Genomic DNA, 15,867 nt, shown 5'->3' with positions numbered 1-15,867 from the left:
CCACCACGCCGCGAGCGGGGACGCGTCGTGCGCGCGCCCCCGCTGCACTGTCCTTGATGGTCAGACGGGCAGACCGCCGACCTGGGTGGAGATCCAGGACCGGATGGACGGCAGGTCGACGTAGATGGACGGGCCGGTGGCGCAGGTGGAGTTGTTGTTGCCGGCCCGGCTGGTGGCGCCGATCAGGTTCCACACTCCGTTGACGCGGCGCACCTGCGGCCCACCCGAGTCGCCGTAGCAGGCGCCGGAATTGCCGTTGGTGTTGTTGGTGCAGATCTCGTACGGGCCGTTGATGCCGGAGCACCGACTGTCCGCCACGATGGACGTGTCCAGCTCGTTGGCGACCGCCGGTGCCGATCCGCAGCCCCGGGGCGCGCAGGTCTGGCCCCAGCCGATGATCCGGGTGGCGGTGCCGACCGCCCCGGAGGTGCTCGGGATCGGTGCCGGGGCGTACGTGACCGAGCTGGCCAGTTGCAGCAGCTTGACGTCGACGCTCGGGTGGTTGACCGCACGGGTCACCCGCACCACAGTCCCGCCGCTGGAGCGGTTGACGCTGCCCACCCGCACCGAGGACGGCGTCGAGCAGTGCTTGGCGGTGACGGCCCAGTTGCCCTTGATCAGCGTGCCGGTGCAGCCGGAGACGTAGACCATGAACGGGTAGTTCTCCGACGCCGGTCGGCCGCCGACCACCAACGGTTCGATGTCGGAGTCGCCGGTCCAGGTGTACGTCGTACTGGCCGGCGCGGCCAGGCTGCCGGCGAACAGCGAGTTCACCCGGCTCGCCTCGGTCGAGCTGGGGTTGGCGTTGCGGCAGGACACCGGGGCGCTGCTGCCGGACATCAGGTCGGTGCACAGTCCGGTACGCCGGTCCGGCAGGCCCAGGATGTGCCCGATCTCGTGGGCGGCGATGCGGTTACGGTCGTAGCCCTGGTTGACGGCCGTGCGGCCCATCCAGATCCGTCCCGAGCCGAGGCCGGTCGGCTGAGCCCGGGGCCAGCCGTCGTCGACGTAGATGGTGATGCTGGCCGGGGTGCCGGCCAGCAGCCGGACGTTGCTGACCCGGCTGTTCCAGATCTGTGCCGCCTGGTCGAAGTTGGTGCGGAACTCACCGGTCCGGCTCGCGTCGTAGTAGACGGTCCGCACGGCGGCGGCCGGAGCGCCCGTGGCGAGCTGCACCCCGGCTGCCGCCAGCACGGCCACCAGCATGGCCATCGCCGTACGTCTCAGTTGTCGTCGGAACATCACGCACTCCCCTACGGTCGCCCGGCGGCCACCGGCCACCGATCATCGATGTATGTGAATGCTAGAGCCCGGGCGACCGATGTCCGACATAGCGGAAGCGTCATACCGCCGAGGCGCGCCATCGACCTGACGGGCCGCCCGACCGGTCTCAGGTGACAGCCGTACCGTTGGCGGCGATCAGCGCCTCGGCTGCGGTTGTGCGGGCGTAGAGGACGAAGCGTCCGACCCGGTGGGTGCCGACGAGGCCGGCGTCACGCAGCGCGCCGAGGTGCTGGGACACGGTGCCCGAGGTGAGCTGGCACCGTTCGGCGAGTTCCAGAGTCGAGGTCGGCACGGCCAACTCGTGCAGCAGCGCCGCGCGGGTCCGACCCAGGACCCGGGCGAGCGCGTGCCCGTGCGGGGTCCGATCCCGTTCCCAGAGGGTGGCCACCGCCCGCGCCGGGAAGCGCAGCACCGGTTGTCCAGGAGAGCCGAAATTCGACCACACCCGGCGGCCGTTGAATACCGACGGTACGAGCAGCAGGCCCCGCCCGTCGAGTCGCACCGCGCCACTTTGGGTGATGTGCTCCACCGACAGCGTGTCGGCCTTCAGCCGGACGAAGGGGTCGAGGTGGTTGAGCAGACCATGAACCCCGTCGGTGGCCATGCGCTGAGCACCGAGTAGCACTTCCCGCTCCAGCAGGGTGCGCATCCGGGGCCAGTAGGGTGCGATGACCGCGTCGACGTACGCCCGGATGGCCTCGGCCAGCCGATCGAGGTGACTCGGCGGGTCGGCATAGAGCGCCGCCAGAGGTGACGACCGCGGCCCGGGCAGCGCGTCGAGGCTGGCCCGCACCGCTTCGGCAGGGGTGGCGACGAGGGACGCCAACTCGATGTCGAGGGTGGGCTGTGAGGTGGCCGGCGGCGGGCAGACGAAGGTCGGGATGATCGGCGTCGGCATCTGCACCAGGTCGGCGAAGAGCTGCCACCGCACGCCCGCCAAGCGTGGCTGGACCCGCTCGTACCAGGCCAGATGTTCCGGAAACTGACGCGGCCGCTTGATGATCCGCACGCTCGCCACAGCTTCCCAGAGCGGTGACACCGCGAATCGGATCATCGCCAGGTCCCGCACGTTCAGACCGACCAGCATCATTGGCGCCCCCGACGGATTCGGCGAGAGTCAAATCTATCGGTTCGAGGCGCTGCCGCCGGCACCGTGGGCGGCATGACCACCGCCTGGACGACGACCGGATCGACGGACCAGGCCAACCCCTGGCCGAATTCCTTCCGACTGCTCTACACCGCCGCCCTCATCGATGGCGTCGGCTTCCACATTGGCCAGTTGGCCGTGCCGGTGTTGGCCGTGTCACTGCTGTCGGCAAGCCCCGGTGAGGTGGGGCTGCTCGGTGCGCTGAGCACCGCCGCGTTCCTGCTGATCGGTCTGCCGGCCGGAGTCTGGGTCGACCGGCTGCCGCACCGTGCCGTCCTGGTCACCGCCGATCTCACCCGGGCGGCGCTGGTCGCATCCGTGCCGGTGGCATGGTGGGCCGGGTGGCTGACCATCCCGCAGCTGTACGTGGTGGTGCTGCTGACCGGAGTCGGCACCGTCTTCGCCGACGTCGCCGCGCAGAGCTATCTGCCGGAGTTGGTAGGCAGGAGCCGGTTGGTGGCGGCGAACGCACTGATGATGAGCACCAGTGCGACCATGCAGATTGCGGGTCGAGGGCTGGGCGGGATCGTCGTACAGGCGCTCACGGCACCGGTCGCGATCGTGCTGGACGCGGTGACCTTCGTGGTGTCCGGTGTGATTCTGGCCCGGATCCGTGCCGAAGCACCCCGCCGACGTCCGCCGCGGGCGCCGGGCGGTTTCGTCCAGCAGCTCCGCACGGGCGTCCGGCACGTGACCGGCAACCCCCTGCTCCGCCCGCTCGTCCTCTCGACCGCGAGTATCAACCTGACCATGCAGCTGACCACCACCCTGCTGCCGGTGGTGTTCCTGCGCGAGTTGGGGCTGGGCGCGGCTGCCCTTGGCCTGTTCCTCGGCATGGGTGGGATCGGTGCCCTGCTCGGTGCGGTGACCGCACGCCCGCTCGCCGAGCGGATAGGCCACGGTCGCGCGCTCTGGCTGCCCGGGCTGCTCGTTGCGCCGCTCGGCGGGTTGGTCACGCTGATCGACACCGGGCCGATGCTCTGGGTGGCGGCGGTCGGTTGGCTGGCGTTGGCCTGGCGGACGGGAGTCGGCAACGTGATCGGGGTCAGCCTCCGCCAGGGCGCCACCCCGGACGCGTTGCTCGGGCGGATGAACGCCACCTTCCGGTTTCTGCTCACCGGGGCGCTCACCATCGGCGCCGTACTCGCCGGAGTGCTCGGACAGTACGGAGGCGTCCGCACCGCGCTGGTGGTCGGTGCGATCGCGAACGCGTTGACCTGGCTTCCGGTGTTCTGCTCCCCGCTGCGCACGCTCCACCGGCCGCCCACAGTCGGCTGAATCTCGGCCGCTGTTACTGAGCGGTTACGCCGCGGCGAAGTGCCCGTGCCGAGAAGGGACGACGGTGGCGGCAGAGGGCCACCGGCAGCGCCGCCGCCACGTGGCCCCGAATCTCGAACGGAGAACCACGATGAGGATCAGAAGCGCACTGACGGCGATGGTGGTCGTCCTCGCCGGGCTGCTCGTCGGCGCGGGCAGCAGCACCGCGGCGGGCACCACGACCGCGTCGGCGTACTGCGGCATCACCTGGGGCAGCGGGGAGAAGTCGGCCGGCGCGCTCAGCGACGCCCCGCTGGTCGACGTCCGCACCGGGCGGCACGACTGCTACGACCGGGTGGTGTTCGAGTTCGCCGGCCCGGTCGACGGTTACGCGGTCGGCTACGGCGAGACGTGGACCGAGGGCGAGGGGCTGGCGTTGTCGCCGTACACGGCCGGAGGGGCGCTGCTGCGGGTCTCGCTGCGCGCACCGGCGTACGACGACGCACACCAGGGCACCGTGCCGTACGCGGTCGGTGAGCACGTCGCGAACCTGCTGCGCTACCCGACACTGCGTGACGTCGTCTTCGGCGGCAGCTTCGAGGGCTACAGCACCTTCGCGGTCGGCGTACGGGCGCGGTTGCCGTTCCGCACGTTCGTCCTCGCCGGTCCCGGCGGACACAGTCGGATCGTGCTCGACGTGGCCCACCAGTGGTGATCATTGCCGGACACCGAGCCGCCCCGGCAGACGCGTCCGTCGCCGGGGCGGTGGGTGTCGGGACGGCTCAGACGTGCACGGTGGGGCGGTAGACGAGTTCCTGGGAGCTGCTCATGATGTTGTCCGGTCACTGGTGATTCAGTGCGGTACGACGGGTCCGCAGGTAGGCCCGCTCGGTCTCGTTGGTGGCCAGGGCCACGGCCTGGTCGTAGGCGGCTCGTGCCTCATCGTCGCGTCCGAGCCGGGCGAGCAACTCGGCCCGGGTGGCGGGCAGCCGGTGGTAGCCGGGGAGGTCGACATCCTCCAACGCGGCGAGGGCCACCGCCGGCCCGTGCACCTCGGCGACGGCGACGGCACGGTTGAGCGCGACGACCGGCGTTGGCATGATCACGAGGAGCTGGTCGTACAGTGCCAGAACCTGTGGCCAGTCGGTGGCGGCGCCGTCGGTGTGCACAGCGCTGATCGCGGCCTGGATCTGGTACGGGCCGGGCCGGTTGCGCCGCAGGCAGCGGCGGACCAGGTCGTGGCCCTCGGCGATGAGTGTCGGGTTCCACAGTGACCGGTCCTGGTCGGCCAGCAGCACCAGCTCGCCGGTCGCGTCGAGCCTTGCCGGGCGGCGGGCCTCGGTCAGCAGCAACAGGGCGAGCAGGCCCAGGACCTCGGGCTCGTCGGGCATCAACGCGGCGAGTTCGCGGGTGAGCCGGATCGCCTCGGTACACAGGTCCGTTCTGATCAACGGCCCGGCTGTGGACGCGTACCCCTCGTTGAACATCAGGTAGAGCACGGTGAGCACCGGGGGCAGCCGGTCCGGCAGCTCATGTTCGGCGGGCACCCGGTACGGGATGTTGGCGTCCCGGATCTTCTTCTTGGCGCGCACGATCCGCTGGGCGACGGTGGCCTCCTGGACCAGGTACGCCCGGGCGATCTCCGATACGTCGAGGCCACCGAGCAGGCGCAGCGTGAGGGCGGTCCGCGCGTCGGGGGCGAGCGCCGGGTGGCAGCAGGTGAAGATGAGTCGCAGCTGGTCGTCCTTCACCGGTCCCACCTCTCGCGGCTCGTCCTGGTGGTGCAGCAGCAGGGCCTGGGCGTGCCGGGCCTCGCGGGTCGACTCCCGGCGAAGCCGGTCGACGGCCCGGTTGCGGGCGGTGGTCACGATCCAGGCGCCCGGGTTGGGCGGCGGGGTCTGCCACTTCTGCAACGCCGTGGTGAAGGCGTCCTGGACCGCCTCCTCGGCGAGGTTGATGTCACCGAGGACGCGGGTCAGGGTCGCGACGCAGCGGCCGTACTCCGCGCGGTAGATGCTCGCCAGGTCCATGTCGGGTGACCGACCCCTGTTCAGGCCTGGGACAGGTCGTCGAAGGGGCGCACCTCGACCGGGCCGCAGGCCGCCGCGCACTTCTCGGCCCAGGCGAGCGCCTGGTCCAGGTCCTCGCACCTGATGACCCAGAACCCGGCGATGTGCTCCTTCGTCTCGGCGAACGGCCCATCGCTCATGGTGGTGGCGCCGCTCTCGACCCGGACGACGGTGGCGCTGTCCGGCGAGAGGAGCCCTCCGCCGAAGACCCAGGCGCCTGCGGCCTGCATCTCGTCGTTGATCCGGCCGGTTTCCGCGAACATGGTCTGCATCTCATCGTCGGACGGGGCCGGCGCGCCCTCGACGAAGTGCACGGACAGCAGGTACTGCTTCATGACGTTCCTCCGGTAGGTCGACGGGTGGATGGCGGCAGGTCAGGCGGCCAGGCGACGCGCGACGGCGGGGATCACGATCACGGCCGCGACCAGGTGGGTGAGCATCAGCAGCGCCTTGGTGCCCGCCCCGGCGTCCGCGATCACGTCCGGCACCAGCGACAGGACGGTGAGCACCACCGTCGTACGGACGAACGTGCGCCGCGGACGCCGGGCGAAACGGGACAGCAACGCGGCGAGGAGCACCCCGACCAGCGAGAATACGGCGGTCAGCACGCCGAACCCGGTCACCGGGATCGGCGCGTCGGCCACGTCGAGGCTGATGCCTGCCGCGTGGCCGACGGCGGCGACGGCCATGGTGGCGGCGCTCGCGGCAACGGTGGCGATGAGACCGGTACGAATCAGCGCGCCGAAGGTCGACGTGGTGGTGGGAGTGGTGGTCGCTGTGCTGGTCATCGTGCCCTCCAGTGGGTGCGTGGCCCGCTGTTGTGCCGGGCTCTCACCAGGGCTACGAAGAGGATCAACCCCAATCGACAGGACCGCCAGAATCTTTTCGAAGACTTGATCGACTCGACGTTGGTGAAGTCGGGGTGTCCGGACACCGCGGATGCCCCGACTGTCACGAACGCGAGTGGATCATGCTCCGGCCACGGTCATGGGAGGACCGTGAGCCTCAGAGCGTGCGCTGGTATTCCTCCCAGGTCCGCTTGGGGCTGACTGCCGGCCCGTCATCGGCGCCCCGGTTGGCCAGGCCGTTACGACCGAGGTAATAGTCGCCGGCCTGGTTCTGCGCACCTGTCGACTGGTCGGTGTCGGACAGCGCGATGGCGTGGATGTGATAGCCCCAGTCCCCCTGGGCCGGGGTCCGCAGCCACGCGGCGAAGCCCACAGTCCGCAGGCGACGCAGCACATCCGTTCGCACGGCTGAGGAGAGCCCGCTGACCGAGAGATCGAGCGCACCGCCGCCGTCGTGCGTGCCGGCGGATGCGCCCACACCGCTGCTGTACGAGCCCTGCGTGATGCCGAGCTGACGGCCGAGCAGGCGTTCGGCCTCGAACAGCATCGACCTGGTGCGCGTGTTGACCTGCACACCGCGCAGGGTCACCACGCTGCCTGGTGAGATCGCCCTGACCACTGTGTAACGCCCCTCGCCGAGCGACCGCAGCGACGACGGGCCGGGCAGGCCGGTCGCGTCGAGACCGGTGTAGCCGAGGGACCGCTGGTACGCCGCGTACGCGGCGATCGTGCTGGTGCCGAAATGCCCGTCGACGTACGTCGACGACAGCAGCCCTCTCGCCTGGAGGGCACGCTCCACCAGCAGGACGCTGTCCTTGGCCCCGTCGGTGAGCGCGGTGTCCGGCCGACGCGGGTCGATCTGCGCCGCCTTGATCAGCGCTTCCATGTCCAGCTGCGGCAACGCGGCAGTGGCCGAGTTGGCCAGCGGTACGGCGCCGACCACCGCCGCACCGGCAGCGACGAGCAGGCTTCTTCTGGTGAGCACGCTTCCTCCGTAGGATATTGACCGATCTACACCAACGAATGAAGCTAGTCTTCAATGCGGGAGCGGAGTTGTCACCCCGCCGGGGCGTACGAAAGTCCGCGGCGCTGCCGTCGTAGCTCCGTGTCAGCTAGCTGCCGGAGCCCTGCCCGGCCGGGTCGGGTGCCTGCTCGACGGCCTCGTCGGCCAGGTGCCAGACCTCCCGCATCGGCGCCCACCAGTCCCCCGAGCCGGGCTCGGCGAGCGACTCCTGACACGGGTCGGTCAGCTTCCACCACTCCTGTGTCTGCGGGTCCGCAGCGATGAGCCGCAGGTCGGCGTCGTAGTCGTCGCCGACGTACTCGTAGTAGCCGAAGAGCAGGTCGTCGTGGAGGAAGATGGTGTAGTTGCGGAAGTTCGCCTCGCGCAGCGTCTGCTCGACGCTCGGCCAGACGGTGGCGTGCAGCCGAAGATAGGTTTCCCGCTGCTCCGGTCGGAGTCGGATCACGCAGCCGTGACGTTGCACGTCGTGCCCCTTCGTGTGAACTGGTCGGATCGAGGCGGCCCGCGGGCCACCGGCAACGGCACGCGCCGTCCGCCGCCGATGGGCGTGGCGGTCGGTACGCGCTGACCGCCGGATCAGCCGGTGTGCTGATCCGAGCGATCGATGATCTCAGTAGCCCACGTCGAGATCAACGCTCGGCCCGGTGCGAGGTGGGGTTGTCGGTGCCGCTCAACGGTCCGGCCGGTCCGTGGAACCCGACCGTTTCGCCAGGCTGCGCACCGTGGCGGCGGGTCTACTCTCGGGTGATGGAGGGCCGCGTGCTGGTGGTCGAGGACGACGCCTCCATCCGGGAGGTCACCGCCCTCGGACTGCGCCGCGCCGGCTTCCGGGTCGACACCGCCGTCGACGGGCGGCAGGCCCTCGCGGCGTGGCGAGCCCACCCGGTCGACCTGATCGTGCTCGACGTCATGCTGCCCGGTCTGGACGGCCTGGACGTCTGCCGGGAGATTAGGCGTACCAGTCAGGTGCCGATCCTGATGCTGACCGCGCGCACCGACACCATCGACGTGGTGGTCGGGTTGGAGTGCGGCGCCGACGACTACCTGCGCAAGCCCTTCGACCTGCCCGAGTTGGTGGCCCGGGTCCGCTCGGTGCTGCGCAGAATGAGCGCTACCGCCCCGTCCACCATCATCGAGGTCGGCAGCCTGGAGATCGACCCGGGCAGCTTCGTGGTCCGTCGGCACGGCCGGGAGGTGGCGCTGACCGCCACCGAGTTCCGGCTGTTGCTGGAGCTGGCCCGCCGACCCGGCCAGGTCTTCACCCGGGAGTTGCTGCTGGACCTGGTCTGGCACCACGACTTCCTCGGCGACTCCCGGCTGGTCGACGTGGCGGTGCAACGGCTGCGCTCCAAGATCGAGGAGGACCCGGCGCAGCCACGGTTGGTCCGTACCGTGCGTGGCGCCGGCTACAAGCTGTCAGTGGGCTGACGGGAGGGGCGGCGATGGCCGGACGCGCGGTGACCCCGGGCCGCCTGCGGCGTCGGCTGACCATCGCGTTCGTCCTGGTCGCGGGCGTCTCGGCCGGCCTGCTCGCCGGTGGGACCGGGCTGCTGCTGCGGCAGTCCTGGTGGGACGCGTCGCTGCAGGAGGCAGCCGCCGACGCCCGCTACCAACTCGTGCTCGCCGGACAGTTCCTCCCGCTGACCGAGCAACGCAGCACCGACCTGCTCACCAGCTTCGAGGCCAGCGGCCGGCACGTGGTGCTCGTCGACGGCCCGAGCCGCCCCTCGCACCCCGCGTACGCCCCGACGCTGGGCACCGGGTTGCGGGCCACCGTCGCGGGTGGACAGCTCGGATACCAGCGCTCCGCACCGGCGCAACGTCCTCGGCTGCTGGTGGTCGGCGGGCGCATCCCCGGCTCGACCGCCGAGCTGTACGTCCTCACCGTGGAGGACGACGTCGCCACCGACCTGGGTCAACTGCGCTCCGCACTGGTGGCGGGCTGGGTGCTCGTGGTGCTGCTCGCCGCCGGGGTGGGTCACGCGCTGGCCCGCCGCACGTTGGAGCCGGTGGGCCGGGCCAGCCGGGCCGCCCGGGCGCTCACCGAGGGTCTGCTCGACACCCGCCTGCCGGTGCGCGGGCGCGACGAGTTCAGCGTCTGGGCGGCGACGTTCAACGAGATGGCCGAGGCACTGGAGTCGAAGATCGCGGCACTGTCGGCCGCGCAGGCCCGTGAGCGGCGGTTCACCGCCGATGTGGCGCACGAGCTGCGTACCCCGGTGACCGCCCTGGTGGCCGCGGCGTCGCTGCTGGGTGAGCACCTCGACCAGTTGCCCGGCGATGCACGACCGGCCGCGCGGTTGCTGGTCGGCGACGTGGTCCGGCTGCGCCGGCTGGTCGAGGACCTGATGGAGATCTCCCGGTTGGATTCCGGCCGGGAGCAGCCGGCCGTCGGGTCCGTCGACGCGTCGGCGCTGCTGCACGGGATCGTCGCGACACGCGGCTGGTCGGGGCGGGTTCTGGTCAGCGGCGACGCGATCACGCTGCGCACCGACACGCGCCGGCTGGAGCGCGTGCTGGCCAACCTGGTCGCCAACGCGGTCGAACACGGCGGCGGGGAGATCCGGGCAACCGTGACCGGGGCGGGCCCGGTGGTCGTCTTCGAGGTCACCGACCAGGGGCCGGGCATCCCGGTGGAGCACCTGCCCCACGTCTTCGACCGGTTCCACAAGGTCGACCCGTCCCGGTCCGCGCCGGGCAGCGGGCTCGGGCTGGCCATCGCCCGGGAACACGCCACAGTGCTCGGCGGTGTGCTGAGCGTCCGCAGCGAATCCGGCGCCGGCACCCGCTTCCGGCTGGAGCTGCCGGCGCACGGTCCCCCCGCGCCAGCGAGCGACCACGGCGAGCCGGCCGGCACGGCGGCGGGTGACAGCGCATGAGCCGGCACGGTGTGATCGCGTCGGTGCTCGTCGCCGGCCTGCTGGTGAGCGGGTGCGGCACCCCGCGCTCCGGGGCGCTCGGCCCGGCGCCCGCGGCGGCGCCGTCCAGCACGATGCCGTCCAGCGCGGCACCGCCGAGCACGGCCCCGCCGAGCGCCGCATCGACCGACCGTCCGGATCCGACCCCCTCGGCGGGGCCTCCACGATCACCCACGACGACCCCGCCCGGGCCGGCCGGCACCCGCGACACCGTGACCATCGAGCTGTGGCTCGTCCGCGCCGGGCAACTCGTGCCGACCAGGCGGGCCCGGCCGGCCACCCTGTCGACGTCCCGGCTGGCGCTGACCGAGCTGGCCGCCGGACCCACGCCGGCCGAGGCCGACGCCGGGTTGACCACCCTCGTCCCGGCCGGCATCGAGGTCACCCGAATCACCGACGGCACGGCGACGCTGCGGGTGCCGGCTGTCGGCGACCCGGCGGAGCGGCGATTACGCGAGGCGCAGGTGGTGTGGACGCTCACCCAGTTCCCCACTGTGCGTCAGGTCAGCCTGGGCGGCGCGGGCCCGGTCGGTCGGCCGGCCTACGCGGACCTGCTGCCGCCGATCGTGGTGACCAGCCCGACCGCCGGTGAGCGGGTGGCCGCCCCGCTCGTCGTCACGGGCACCGCCACGGTGTTCGAGGCCACGGTGAGCGTGCGGGTGCTGGACGCCGCCGGCCGGGAGGTGGCCACCGGCTTCAGCACCGCCAGTTGCGGCAGCGGCTGCCGGGGCGGCTACCGCGTGGTGGTCGGCTGGCGGACGGCTCGGGAGCAGCAGGGCACCGTCGAGGTGTACGAGGTGTCCGCCCTCGACGGTTCACGGATCAACACGACGGCGGTGCCGGTGATCCTCGCACCCGGTCTCTGACCAGCACGTTCACCCACCGGACTCCGCTCGGAAACGTAATCGTTTCGTTGACGTCCTGCGACGCAACTCACGAAAGCCTGCATGTTCCCACCCTGGAGAACTAGTGTCAGTACGACATCGTTTCATGGGGGGTACGGGGATGCTGGGTGGTCAGCAGGTGGGCGGGGGTGCCGGAGTGCCGGCGGCCCGGGGCCCACGCTGCACCGACGGCGACCTGTTCGCCGTCGTCACCGACCTGCTGCGCGAGGTCGGCTACGACCGGATGACGATCGACGCCGTCGCCGCTCGCGCCCACGTCAGCAAGGCCACCATCTACCGGCGTTGGGACGGCAAGGCCGAGCTGGTCGTCGCCGCCCTGGGCGGCCGGCAGGTGGGGGTGCACAACCCGCCCGACACCGGTTCACTGCGCGGTGACCTGATCGAGTTGCTGCGCGCCACGGCGGCGATCTGTGTGGCCGACTGTGACCTCATGCAGGCGTTGACGTTCGCCATGCGGACCAACCCCGAGCTGGAACGCCTGGTACGCCGCCAGGTGCTGCCGGCCGGGCGGGTGGCGAGCACCGCCATCCTGGTCCGTGCCGCCGCCCGGGGGGAGATCCCGCCGGAGGCCGGCGAGCGCGAGTTGTTCCACGATCTGGCGCCCGCGCTCACCATGTCCCGCATCGTCGCGCACGGCCTACCCGCCGATGACGCGTTCCTCACCCAGGTCGTCGACCAGGTGCTGATCCCGGTTCTCCGCTACCAGCACGACCGCCCGTCTCAGGCCTGATCTCTTTCTCGACATTCGCAACACGGAAGGCTTCACCATGCCCGGAACCACCTCGACCGCCCCCGGCGCGCCCGGCGCCGGGACGTCGACAGGAGCGCCGCACCCGCGGCGCTGGATCGCGCTGGCGGTCATCGCGGTCTCGCAGCTGATGGTCGTGCTCGACGCCACGATCGTGAACATCGCGCTGCCGCAGGCCCAGGCCGACCTGGGCATCACCGACGCGAACCGGCAGTGGGTGATCACCGCCTACACGCTGGCGTTCGGCGGGTTGCTGCTGCTCGGCGGCCGGATCGCCGACTACTGGGGGCGCAAGCGCACCTTCCTGGTCGGCATGACCGGGTTCGCGCTCGCCTCCGCACTGGGCGGCCTCGCCACCACCGGCGGCATGCTCTTCGCCGCCCGTGCGCTTCAGGGCGCCTTCGGCGCGTTGCTCGCCCCGGCGGCGCTGGCGCTGCTCACCGTCCTGTTCACCGAGGCCACCGAGCGGGCCAAGGCCTTCGCGGTGTACGGCGCGATCGCCGGCGGTGGCTCGGCGGTCGGTCTGCTGCTCGGTGGGGTGCTCACCGAGTACGCCGACTGGCGCTGGTGCCTGCTGGTCAACATCCCGGTGGCGGCCATCGCCATCGCCCTGGCCCTCCCGCTGGTGCCGGAGAGCCGGGCGCACGGCAACACCCGCTACGACGTGCCCGGCGCGATCGTGGTGACCGCCGGCCTGGTCTCCCTGGTCTACGGCTTCACCAAGGCCGCCGAGGACGGCTGGGACGCCACCCAGACGCTCGGCTTCATCGCCGCCGGTGTGGCGCTGCTCGCCATCTTCGTGGTGATCGAGCTGCGCTCCAACCACCCGCTGCTGCCGCTGCGGATCATCCTGGACCGCAACCGGGGCGGGGCGTACCTCGCCTCGACGCTGATCGGCGCCGGCCTGTTCGGGGCGTTCCTGTTCCTGACCTTCTACTTCCAGGTGGTGTTGCAGTACAAGCCCCTCGAGGCCGGGCTCGCGTCGCTTCCGGTCACCGTCGGTGTGCTGATCGCCGCTGGTGGCGCCAGCCAGCTGATGCCACGGGTGGGTGCCAAGCCGCTGATGGTCGGCGGCGCCGTGCTCGCCGCCGTGGCCATGCTGGCGCTGACCCAGATCGACGTGGACACCTCGTTCCTCACCCTCCTGCTGCCCGCCCAGGTCATCCTCGGCATGGGCCTGGGCTTCACGTTCGTGCCGCTGTCCAGCCTCGCGCTGGTGGGGGTGCCGGAGCACGACGCCGGCGCGGCCAGCGCGACGCTGAACGCCACCCAGCAGATCGGCGGCTCGCTCGGCACCGCCCTGCTGAACACCATGTACACCAGCGCGGTCGCCGCGTACCTGGTCGGTCGCGTGCCGAACCCGGTCAACCAGATCGAGGCTCTGGTGCACGGCTACCGCGTGGCGTTCGCCTGGGGCGCGGCCCTGATCGTGCTCGCCGGGCTGGCCACTCTGATCCTGGTGAAGGTGCGCAAGGAGGACATCCCGACCGGCAACACCGTGCACATGGGCTGAGCCGACCGACGCGGCTGCCGGCCGGAGCGTCCCGACCTCGGGGCGGGCCGGCCGGCGGCCACGTCCGGTAACGTCCCGACCATCGTCGAAAGTCCGTTTGAGGAGATCCATGTCGACCCCTGCTGACCAGATCATCACGGCTCTGCGCGCGGGCCACGAGGAGCTCGCCGCGCTCGTACGGGACCTGAAGGAAGACGACCTGCTCCGCCCCTCGGGAGCCAGCGAGTGGCAGGTGTCCCAGGTGCTGAGCCACCTGGGCAGCGGCGCCGAGATCAACCTGGCGACGCTGGACGCCGCCCGCACCGGCGCGCCCGGCCCGGACGGGGACTTCAACCGCGGCGTCTGGGCACGGTGGGACGCGATGTCCCCGGCCGAGCACGCCGCCGGGTTCCTCGCCACCAACGAGCGGCTGGTCGAGGCGTACGAGGCGCTGGACGCCGAGACCCGGGCCTCCATGCGGATCGACCTCGGCTTCCTGCCGGAGCCGGTCGACGTGGCCACCGCGGCCCGGTTCCGCCTCAGCGAGTTCGCCCTGCACCAGTGGGACGTCGAGGTGGGGTTCAACTCGTTCGCGGCGGTGACGCCGGCGGCGGTGGGGCTGCTGCTCGACCAGATCGGCGGCATGCTGGCCTGGACCAGCCGCCCGCAGGAGCTGGGCGGTCGGGAGGCCACCCTGCTGGTCCGGCTGGAGGCGCCCGAGCGGACCTTCGGGCTGCGGTTGGGCGAGAAGGTTGACGTCGTCGACGCGCCGGAGCAGCCCGACGGGGAGCTGACCGCCCCCGCCGAGGCGTGGCTGCGGTTGGCCACCGGACGGCTGGGTCCCCAGCACACCCCGGAGGGGGTCCGGGTGACCGGGCCGGTGACCCTGGACGACCTGCGTCGGGTCTTCGTCGGCTTCTGAGCCGGTGCCGTGCGGGCCGGTCACCCGGTCCGCACGGCCTCTCAACCCTTCACACAGACCACCTGCTTGAGGTGCGCCACCACCTCGACCAGGTCCTCCTGCTGGGCCATCACCTCGGTGATGTCCTTGTACGCGCCGGGGATCTCGTCGACCACCCCGGCGTCCTTGCGGCACTCCACCCCGGCGGTCTGCGCGGCCAGGTCGTCCGTGCTGAACGTCCGCTTCGCCTGTGCCCGCGACATCCGCCGCCCAGCCCCGTGCGACGCCGAGCAGTACGCGTCCGGGTTGCCCCGACCCCGCACGATGTACGACCCGGTGCCCATCGACCCGGGGATGATGCCCAGGTCCCCCCGGCCGGCCCGGATCGCGCCCTTGCGGGTGACCAGCACGTCCATCCCGTCGTAGCTCTCCTCCGAGACGTAGTTGTGGTGGCACGAGATGGGCTCGTCGTAGGAGACCTGCGGGAACTGCTCACGCACCACGTTGCAGAGCAGGGCCAGCATGACGGCCCGGTTGCGGCGCGCGTACTCCTGTGCCCACCACAGGTCCCGCCGGTACGCGTCCATCTCCGGCGTGCCGGCGAGGAACACCGCCAGGTCCCGGTCCGGCAGGTCGGCGTTGTGCGGCAGGCCCCGGGCCACCCCGATGTGCCGCTCGGCCAGCTCCTTGCCGATGTTGCGGGACCCGGAGTGCAGCATCAGCCAGACCCGTCCCTCGTCGGCGCCGCCCTGCTCCAGGCAGACCTCGATGAAGTGGTTGCCCCCGCCGAGGGTGCCGATCTGCCGCCGCGCCCGCGTCTCCAGCTGCGCCACCCGCCGGTCCAGACCGGCGAACCGGCCCCAGAAGTCGTCCCAGCCCGACTGCTCCAGACCACGGATCCGACGGGTGTCGACCATGTCCTGCCGCTGGGCGAAGCCGACCGGGATGGTGGCCTCGATCGCCGAACGCAGCGCGGCCAGGTCGTCCGGGAGATCAGCGGCGGTCAGCGAGGTGCGGACCGCCGACATTCCGCAGCCGATGTCGACGCCGACCGCGGCCGGTGAGACGGCCTGTCGCATCGCGATCACCGAACCGACAGTGGCGCCCTTGCCGAAATGCACGTCGGGCATGACGGCGACGCCCTGCACCCAGGGCAGCGCTCCGATGTTGCGCAGCTGCCGGGCGGCCTGCGGCTCGATGGCGTACGGGTCGGTCCAGACCCGGACCGGCGCCCGGGTGCCGGCGAGAGGGGTGAATCCCATAGTGGTCTCCTT

16 protein-coding genes and 1 pseudogene are annotated in these 15,867 nt (G+C 71.5%); 8 read left to right on the top strand and 9 right to left on the bottom strand.

Going from position 1 to position 15,867, the window contains the following annotated elements; translation table 11 throughout:
- Positions 1-60: 60 nt before the first annotated feature.
- The 3 genes and pseudogenes from FBZ33_RS33745 to FBZ33_RS12435 form a co-directional block, all read right to left on the bottom strand.
- Positions 61-765, bottom strand: coding sequence for a trypsin-like serine protease (locus FBZ33_RS33745; RefSeq protein WP_370453083.1), 705 nt, complete (start codon positions 763-765; stop codon positions 61-63).
- A gap of 3 nt (positions 766-768) precedes the next feature.
- Positions 769-1,143: pseudogene (locus tag FBZ33_RS33740) on the bottom strand (snapalysin family zinc-dependent metalloprotease); the annotation flags it as partial.
- A gap of 247 nt (positions 1,144-1,390) precedes the next feature.
- A complete protein-coding gene (locus tag FBZ33_RS12435) occupies positions 1,391-2,371 on the bottom strand; it encodes a helix-turn-helix domain-containing protein (protein WP_255508832.1) in 981 nt (326 codons plus the stop codon).
- 75 nt (positions 2,372-2,446) lie between these two features.
- Here FBZ33_RS12435 and FBZ33_RS12430 point away from each other — a divergent pair, with 75 nt between their 5' ends.
- Positions 2,447-3,709: an MFS transporter gene (locus FBZ33_RS12430; protein ID WP_141909151.1), complete on the top strand. Its 1,263-nt coding sequence runs from the start codon at positions 2,447-2,449 to the stop codon at positions 3,707-3,709.
- Positions 3,710-3,839: 130 nt separating this feature from the next.
- Positions 3,840-4,403: a hypothetical protein gene (locus tag FBZ33_RS12425; RefSeq protein ID WP_141909150.1), complete on the top strand. Its 564-nt coding sequence runs from the start codon at positions 3,840-3,842 to the stop codon at positions 4,401-4,403.
- 127 nt (positions 4,404-4,530) lie between these two features.
- Here FBZ33_RS12425 and FBZ33_RS12420 read toward each other — a convergent pair whose 3' ends face one another.
- From FBZ33_RS12420 to FBZ33_RS12400, 5 genes are all read right to left on the bottom strand, one after another.
- Complete coding sequence (locus tag FBZ33_RS12420; RefSeq protein ID WP_141909149.1) at positions 4,531-5,718, bottom strand: RNA polymerase sigma factor; 1,188 nt, start codon at positions 5,716-5,718, stop codon at positions 4,531-4,533.
- Between the two features lie 20 nt (positions 5,719-5,738).
- The gene (locus FBZ33_RS12415) at positions 5,739-6,092 is read right to left on the bottom strand and encodes a YciI family protein (protein ID WP_141909148.1); all 354 of its coding nucleotides are present in this window, start codon (positions 6,090-6,092) and stop codon (positions 5,739-5,741) included.
- 39 nt (positions 6,093-6,131) lie between these two features.
- Positions 6,132-6,545 carry a DUF6069 family protein gene (locus FBZ33_RS12410; RefSeq protein WP_099852827.1) on the bottom strand — a complete coding sequence of 138 codons (414 nt, stop codon included), beginning with the start codon at positions 6,543-6,545 and terminating at the stop codon, positions 6,132-6,134.
- Between the two features lie 217 nt (positions 6,546-6,762).
- Positions 6,763-7,590, bottom strand: coding sequence for a peptidoglycan-binding protein (locus FBZ33_RS12405; protein ID WP_099852825.1), 828 nt, complete (start codon positions 7,588-7,590; stop codon positions 6,763-6,765).
- A 127-nt stretch (positions 7,591-7,717) separates the two neighbouring features.
- Complete coding sequence (locus tag FBZ33_RS12400) at positions 7,718-8,092, bottom strand: L-rhamnose mutarotase (protein WP_088947880.1); 375 nt, start codon at positions 8,090-8,092, stop codon at positions 7,718-7,720.
- A 284-nt stretch (positions 8,093-8,376) separates the two neighbouring features.
- Here FBZ33_RS12400 and FBZ33_RS12395 point away from each other — a divergent pair, with 284 nt between their 5' ends.
- The 6 genes from FBZ33_RS12395 to FBZ33_RS12370 all read left to right on the top strand — a co-directional run bounded on the left by FBZ33_RS12395 (position 8,377) and on the right by FBZ33_RS12370 (position 14,614).
- Positions 8,377-9,057: a response regulator transcription factor gene (locus FBZ33_RS12395; protein ID WP_088951700.1), complete on the top strand. Its 681-nt coding sequence runs from the start codon at positions 8,377-8,379 to the stop codon at positions 9,055-9,057.
- 14 nt (positions 9,058-9,071) lie between these two features.
- Positions 9,072-10,508 carry a HAMP domain-containing sensor histidine kinase gene (locus tag FBZ33_RS12390; RefSeq protein ID WP_141909147.1) on the top strand — a complete coding sequence of 479 codons (1,437 nt, stop codon included), beginning with the start codon at positions 9,072-9,074 and terminating at the stop codon, positions 10,506-10,508.
- On the top strand, positions 10,505-11,413 hold the full coding sequence (locus tag FBZ33_RS12385; RefSeq protein WP_141909146.1) for a Gmad2 immunoglobulin-like domain-containing protein: 909 nt from the start codon (positions 10,505-10,507) through the stop codon (positions 11,411-11,413). The genes FBZ33_RS12390 and FBZ33_RS12385 overlap by 4 nt, the downstream gene beginning before the upstream one ends.
- Before the next feature lie 124 nt (positions 11,414-11,537).
- Positions 11,538-12,182: a TetR/AcrR family transcriptional regulator gene (locus FBZ33_RS12380; protein WP_141909145.1), complete on the top strand. Its 645-nt coding sequence runs from the start codon at positions 11,538-11,540 to the stop codon at positions 12,180-12,182.
- Between the two features lie 37 nt (positions 12,183-12,219).
- Complete coding sequence (locus FBZ33_RS12375; RefSeq protein WP_088947876.1) at positions 12,220-13,713, top strand: MFS transporter; 1,494 nt, start codon at positions 12,220-12,222, stop codon at positions 13,711-13,713.
- 109 nt (positions 13,714-13,822) lie between these two features.
- On the top strand, positions 13,823-14,614 hold the full coding sequence (locus tag FBZ33_RS12370) for a maleylpyruvate isomerase family mycothiol-dependent enzyme (protein WP_141909144.1): 792 nt from the start codon (positions 13,823-13,825) through the stop codon (positions 14,612-14,614).
- A gap of 41 nt (positions 14,615-14,655) precedes the next feature.
- On the opposite strand, the gene FBZ33_RS12365 is transcribed toward FBZ33_RS12370, so the two are convergent.
- Positions 14,656-15,855: an RtcB family protein gene (locus FBZ33_RS12365; RefSeq protein ID WP_141909143.1), complete on the bottom strand. Its 1,200-nt coding sequence runs from the start codon at positions 15,853-15,855 to the stop codon at positions 14,656-14,658.
- Between the last annotated feature and the right edge of the window lie 12 nt (positions 15,856-15,867).

Origin of the sequence: Micromonospora sp. A202 (assembly GCF_006715105.1) — a bacterium.
Taxonomy (GTDB): Bacteria; Actinomycetota; Actinomycetes; order Mycobacteriales; family Micromonosporaceae; genus Micromonospora; species Micromonospora zamorensis.
This window is presented reverse-complemented; position numbering and strand designations above follow the sequence as displayed.

Excerpts from the sequence above, each read along its gene's own strand:
- FBZ33_RS12415 (WP_141909148.1), bottom strand. The coding sequence starts at position 6,092 with ATGAAGCAGTACCTGCTGTCCGTGCACTTCGTCGAGGGCGCGCCGGCC.
- FBZ33_RS12435 (WP_255508832.1), bottom strand. The coding sequence starts at position 2,371 with ATGCTGGTCGGTCTGAACGTGCGGGACCTGGCGATGATCCGATTCGCG.
- FBZ33_RS12370 (WP_141909144.1), top strand. The coding sequence starts at position 13,823 with ATGTCGACCCCTGCTGACCAGATCATCACGGCTCTGCGCGCGGGCCAC.
- FBZ33_RS12365 (WP_141909143.1), bottom strand. The coding sequence starts at position 15,855 with ATGGGATTCACCCCTCTCGCCGGCACCCGGGCGCCGGTCCGGGTCTGG.
- FBZ33_RS12430 (WP_141909151.1), top strand. The coding sequence starts at position 2,447 with ATGACCACCGCCTGGACGACGACCGGATCGACGGACCAGGCCAACCCC.
- FBZ33_RS12425 (WP_141909150.1), top strand. The coding sequence starts at position 3,840 with ATGAGGATCAGAAGCGCACTGACGGCGATGGTGGTCGTCCTCGCCGGG.
- FBZ33_RS12420 (WP_141909149.1), bottom strand. The coding sequence starts at position 5,718 with ATGGACCTGGCGAGCATCTACCGCGCGGAGTACGGCCGCTGCGTCGCG.
- FBZ33_RS12385 (WP_141909146.1), top strand. The coding sequence starts at position 10,505 with ATGAGCCGGCACGGTGTGATCGCGTCGGTGCTCGTCGCCGGCCTGCTG.
- FBZ33_RS12390 (WP_141909147.1), top strand. The coding sequence starts at position 9,072 with ATGGCCGGACGCGCGGTGACCCCGGGCCGCCTGCGGCGTCGGCTGACC.
- FBZ33_RS12410 (WP_099852827.1), bottom strand. The coding sequence starts at position 6,545 with ATGACCAGCACAGCGACCACCACTCCCACCACCACGTCGACCTTCGGC.
- FBZ33_RS12380 (WP_141909145.1), top strand. The coding sequence starts at position 11,538 with ATGGGGGGTACGGGGATGCTGGGTGGTCAGCAGGTGGGCGGGGGTGCC.
- FBZ33_RS12395 (WP_088951700.1), top strand. The coding sequence starts at position 8,377 with ATGGAGGGCCGCGTGCTGGTGGTCGAGGACGACGCCTCCATCCGGGAG.
- FBZ33_RS12375 (WP_088947876.1), top strand. The coding sequence starts at position 12,220 with ATGCCCGGAACCACCTCGACCGCCCCCGGCGCGCCCGGCGCCGGGACG.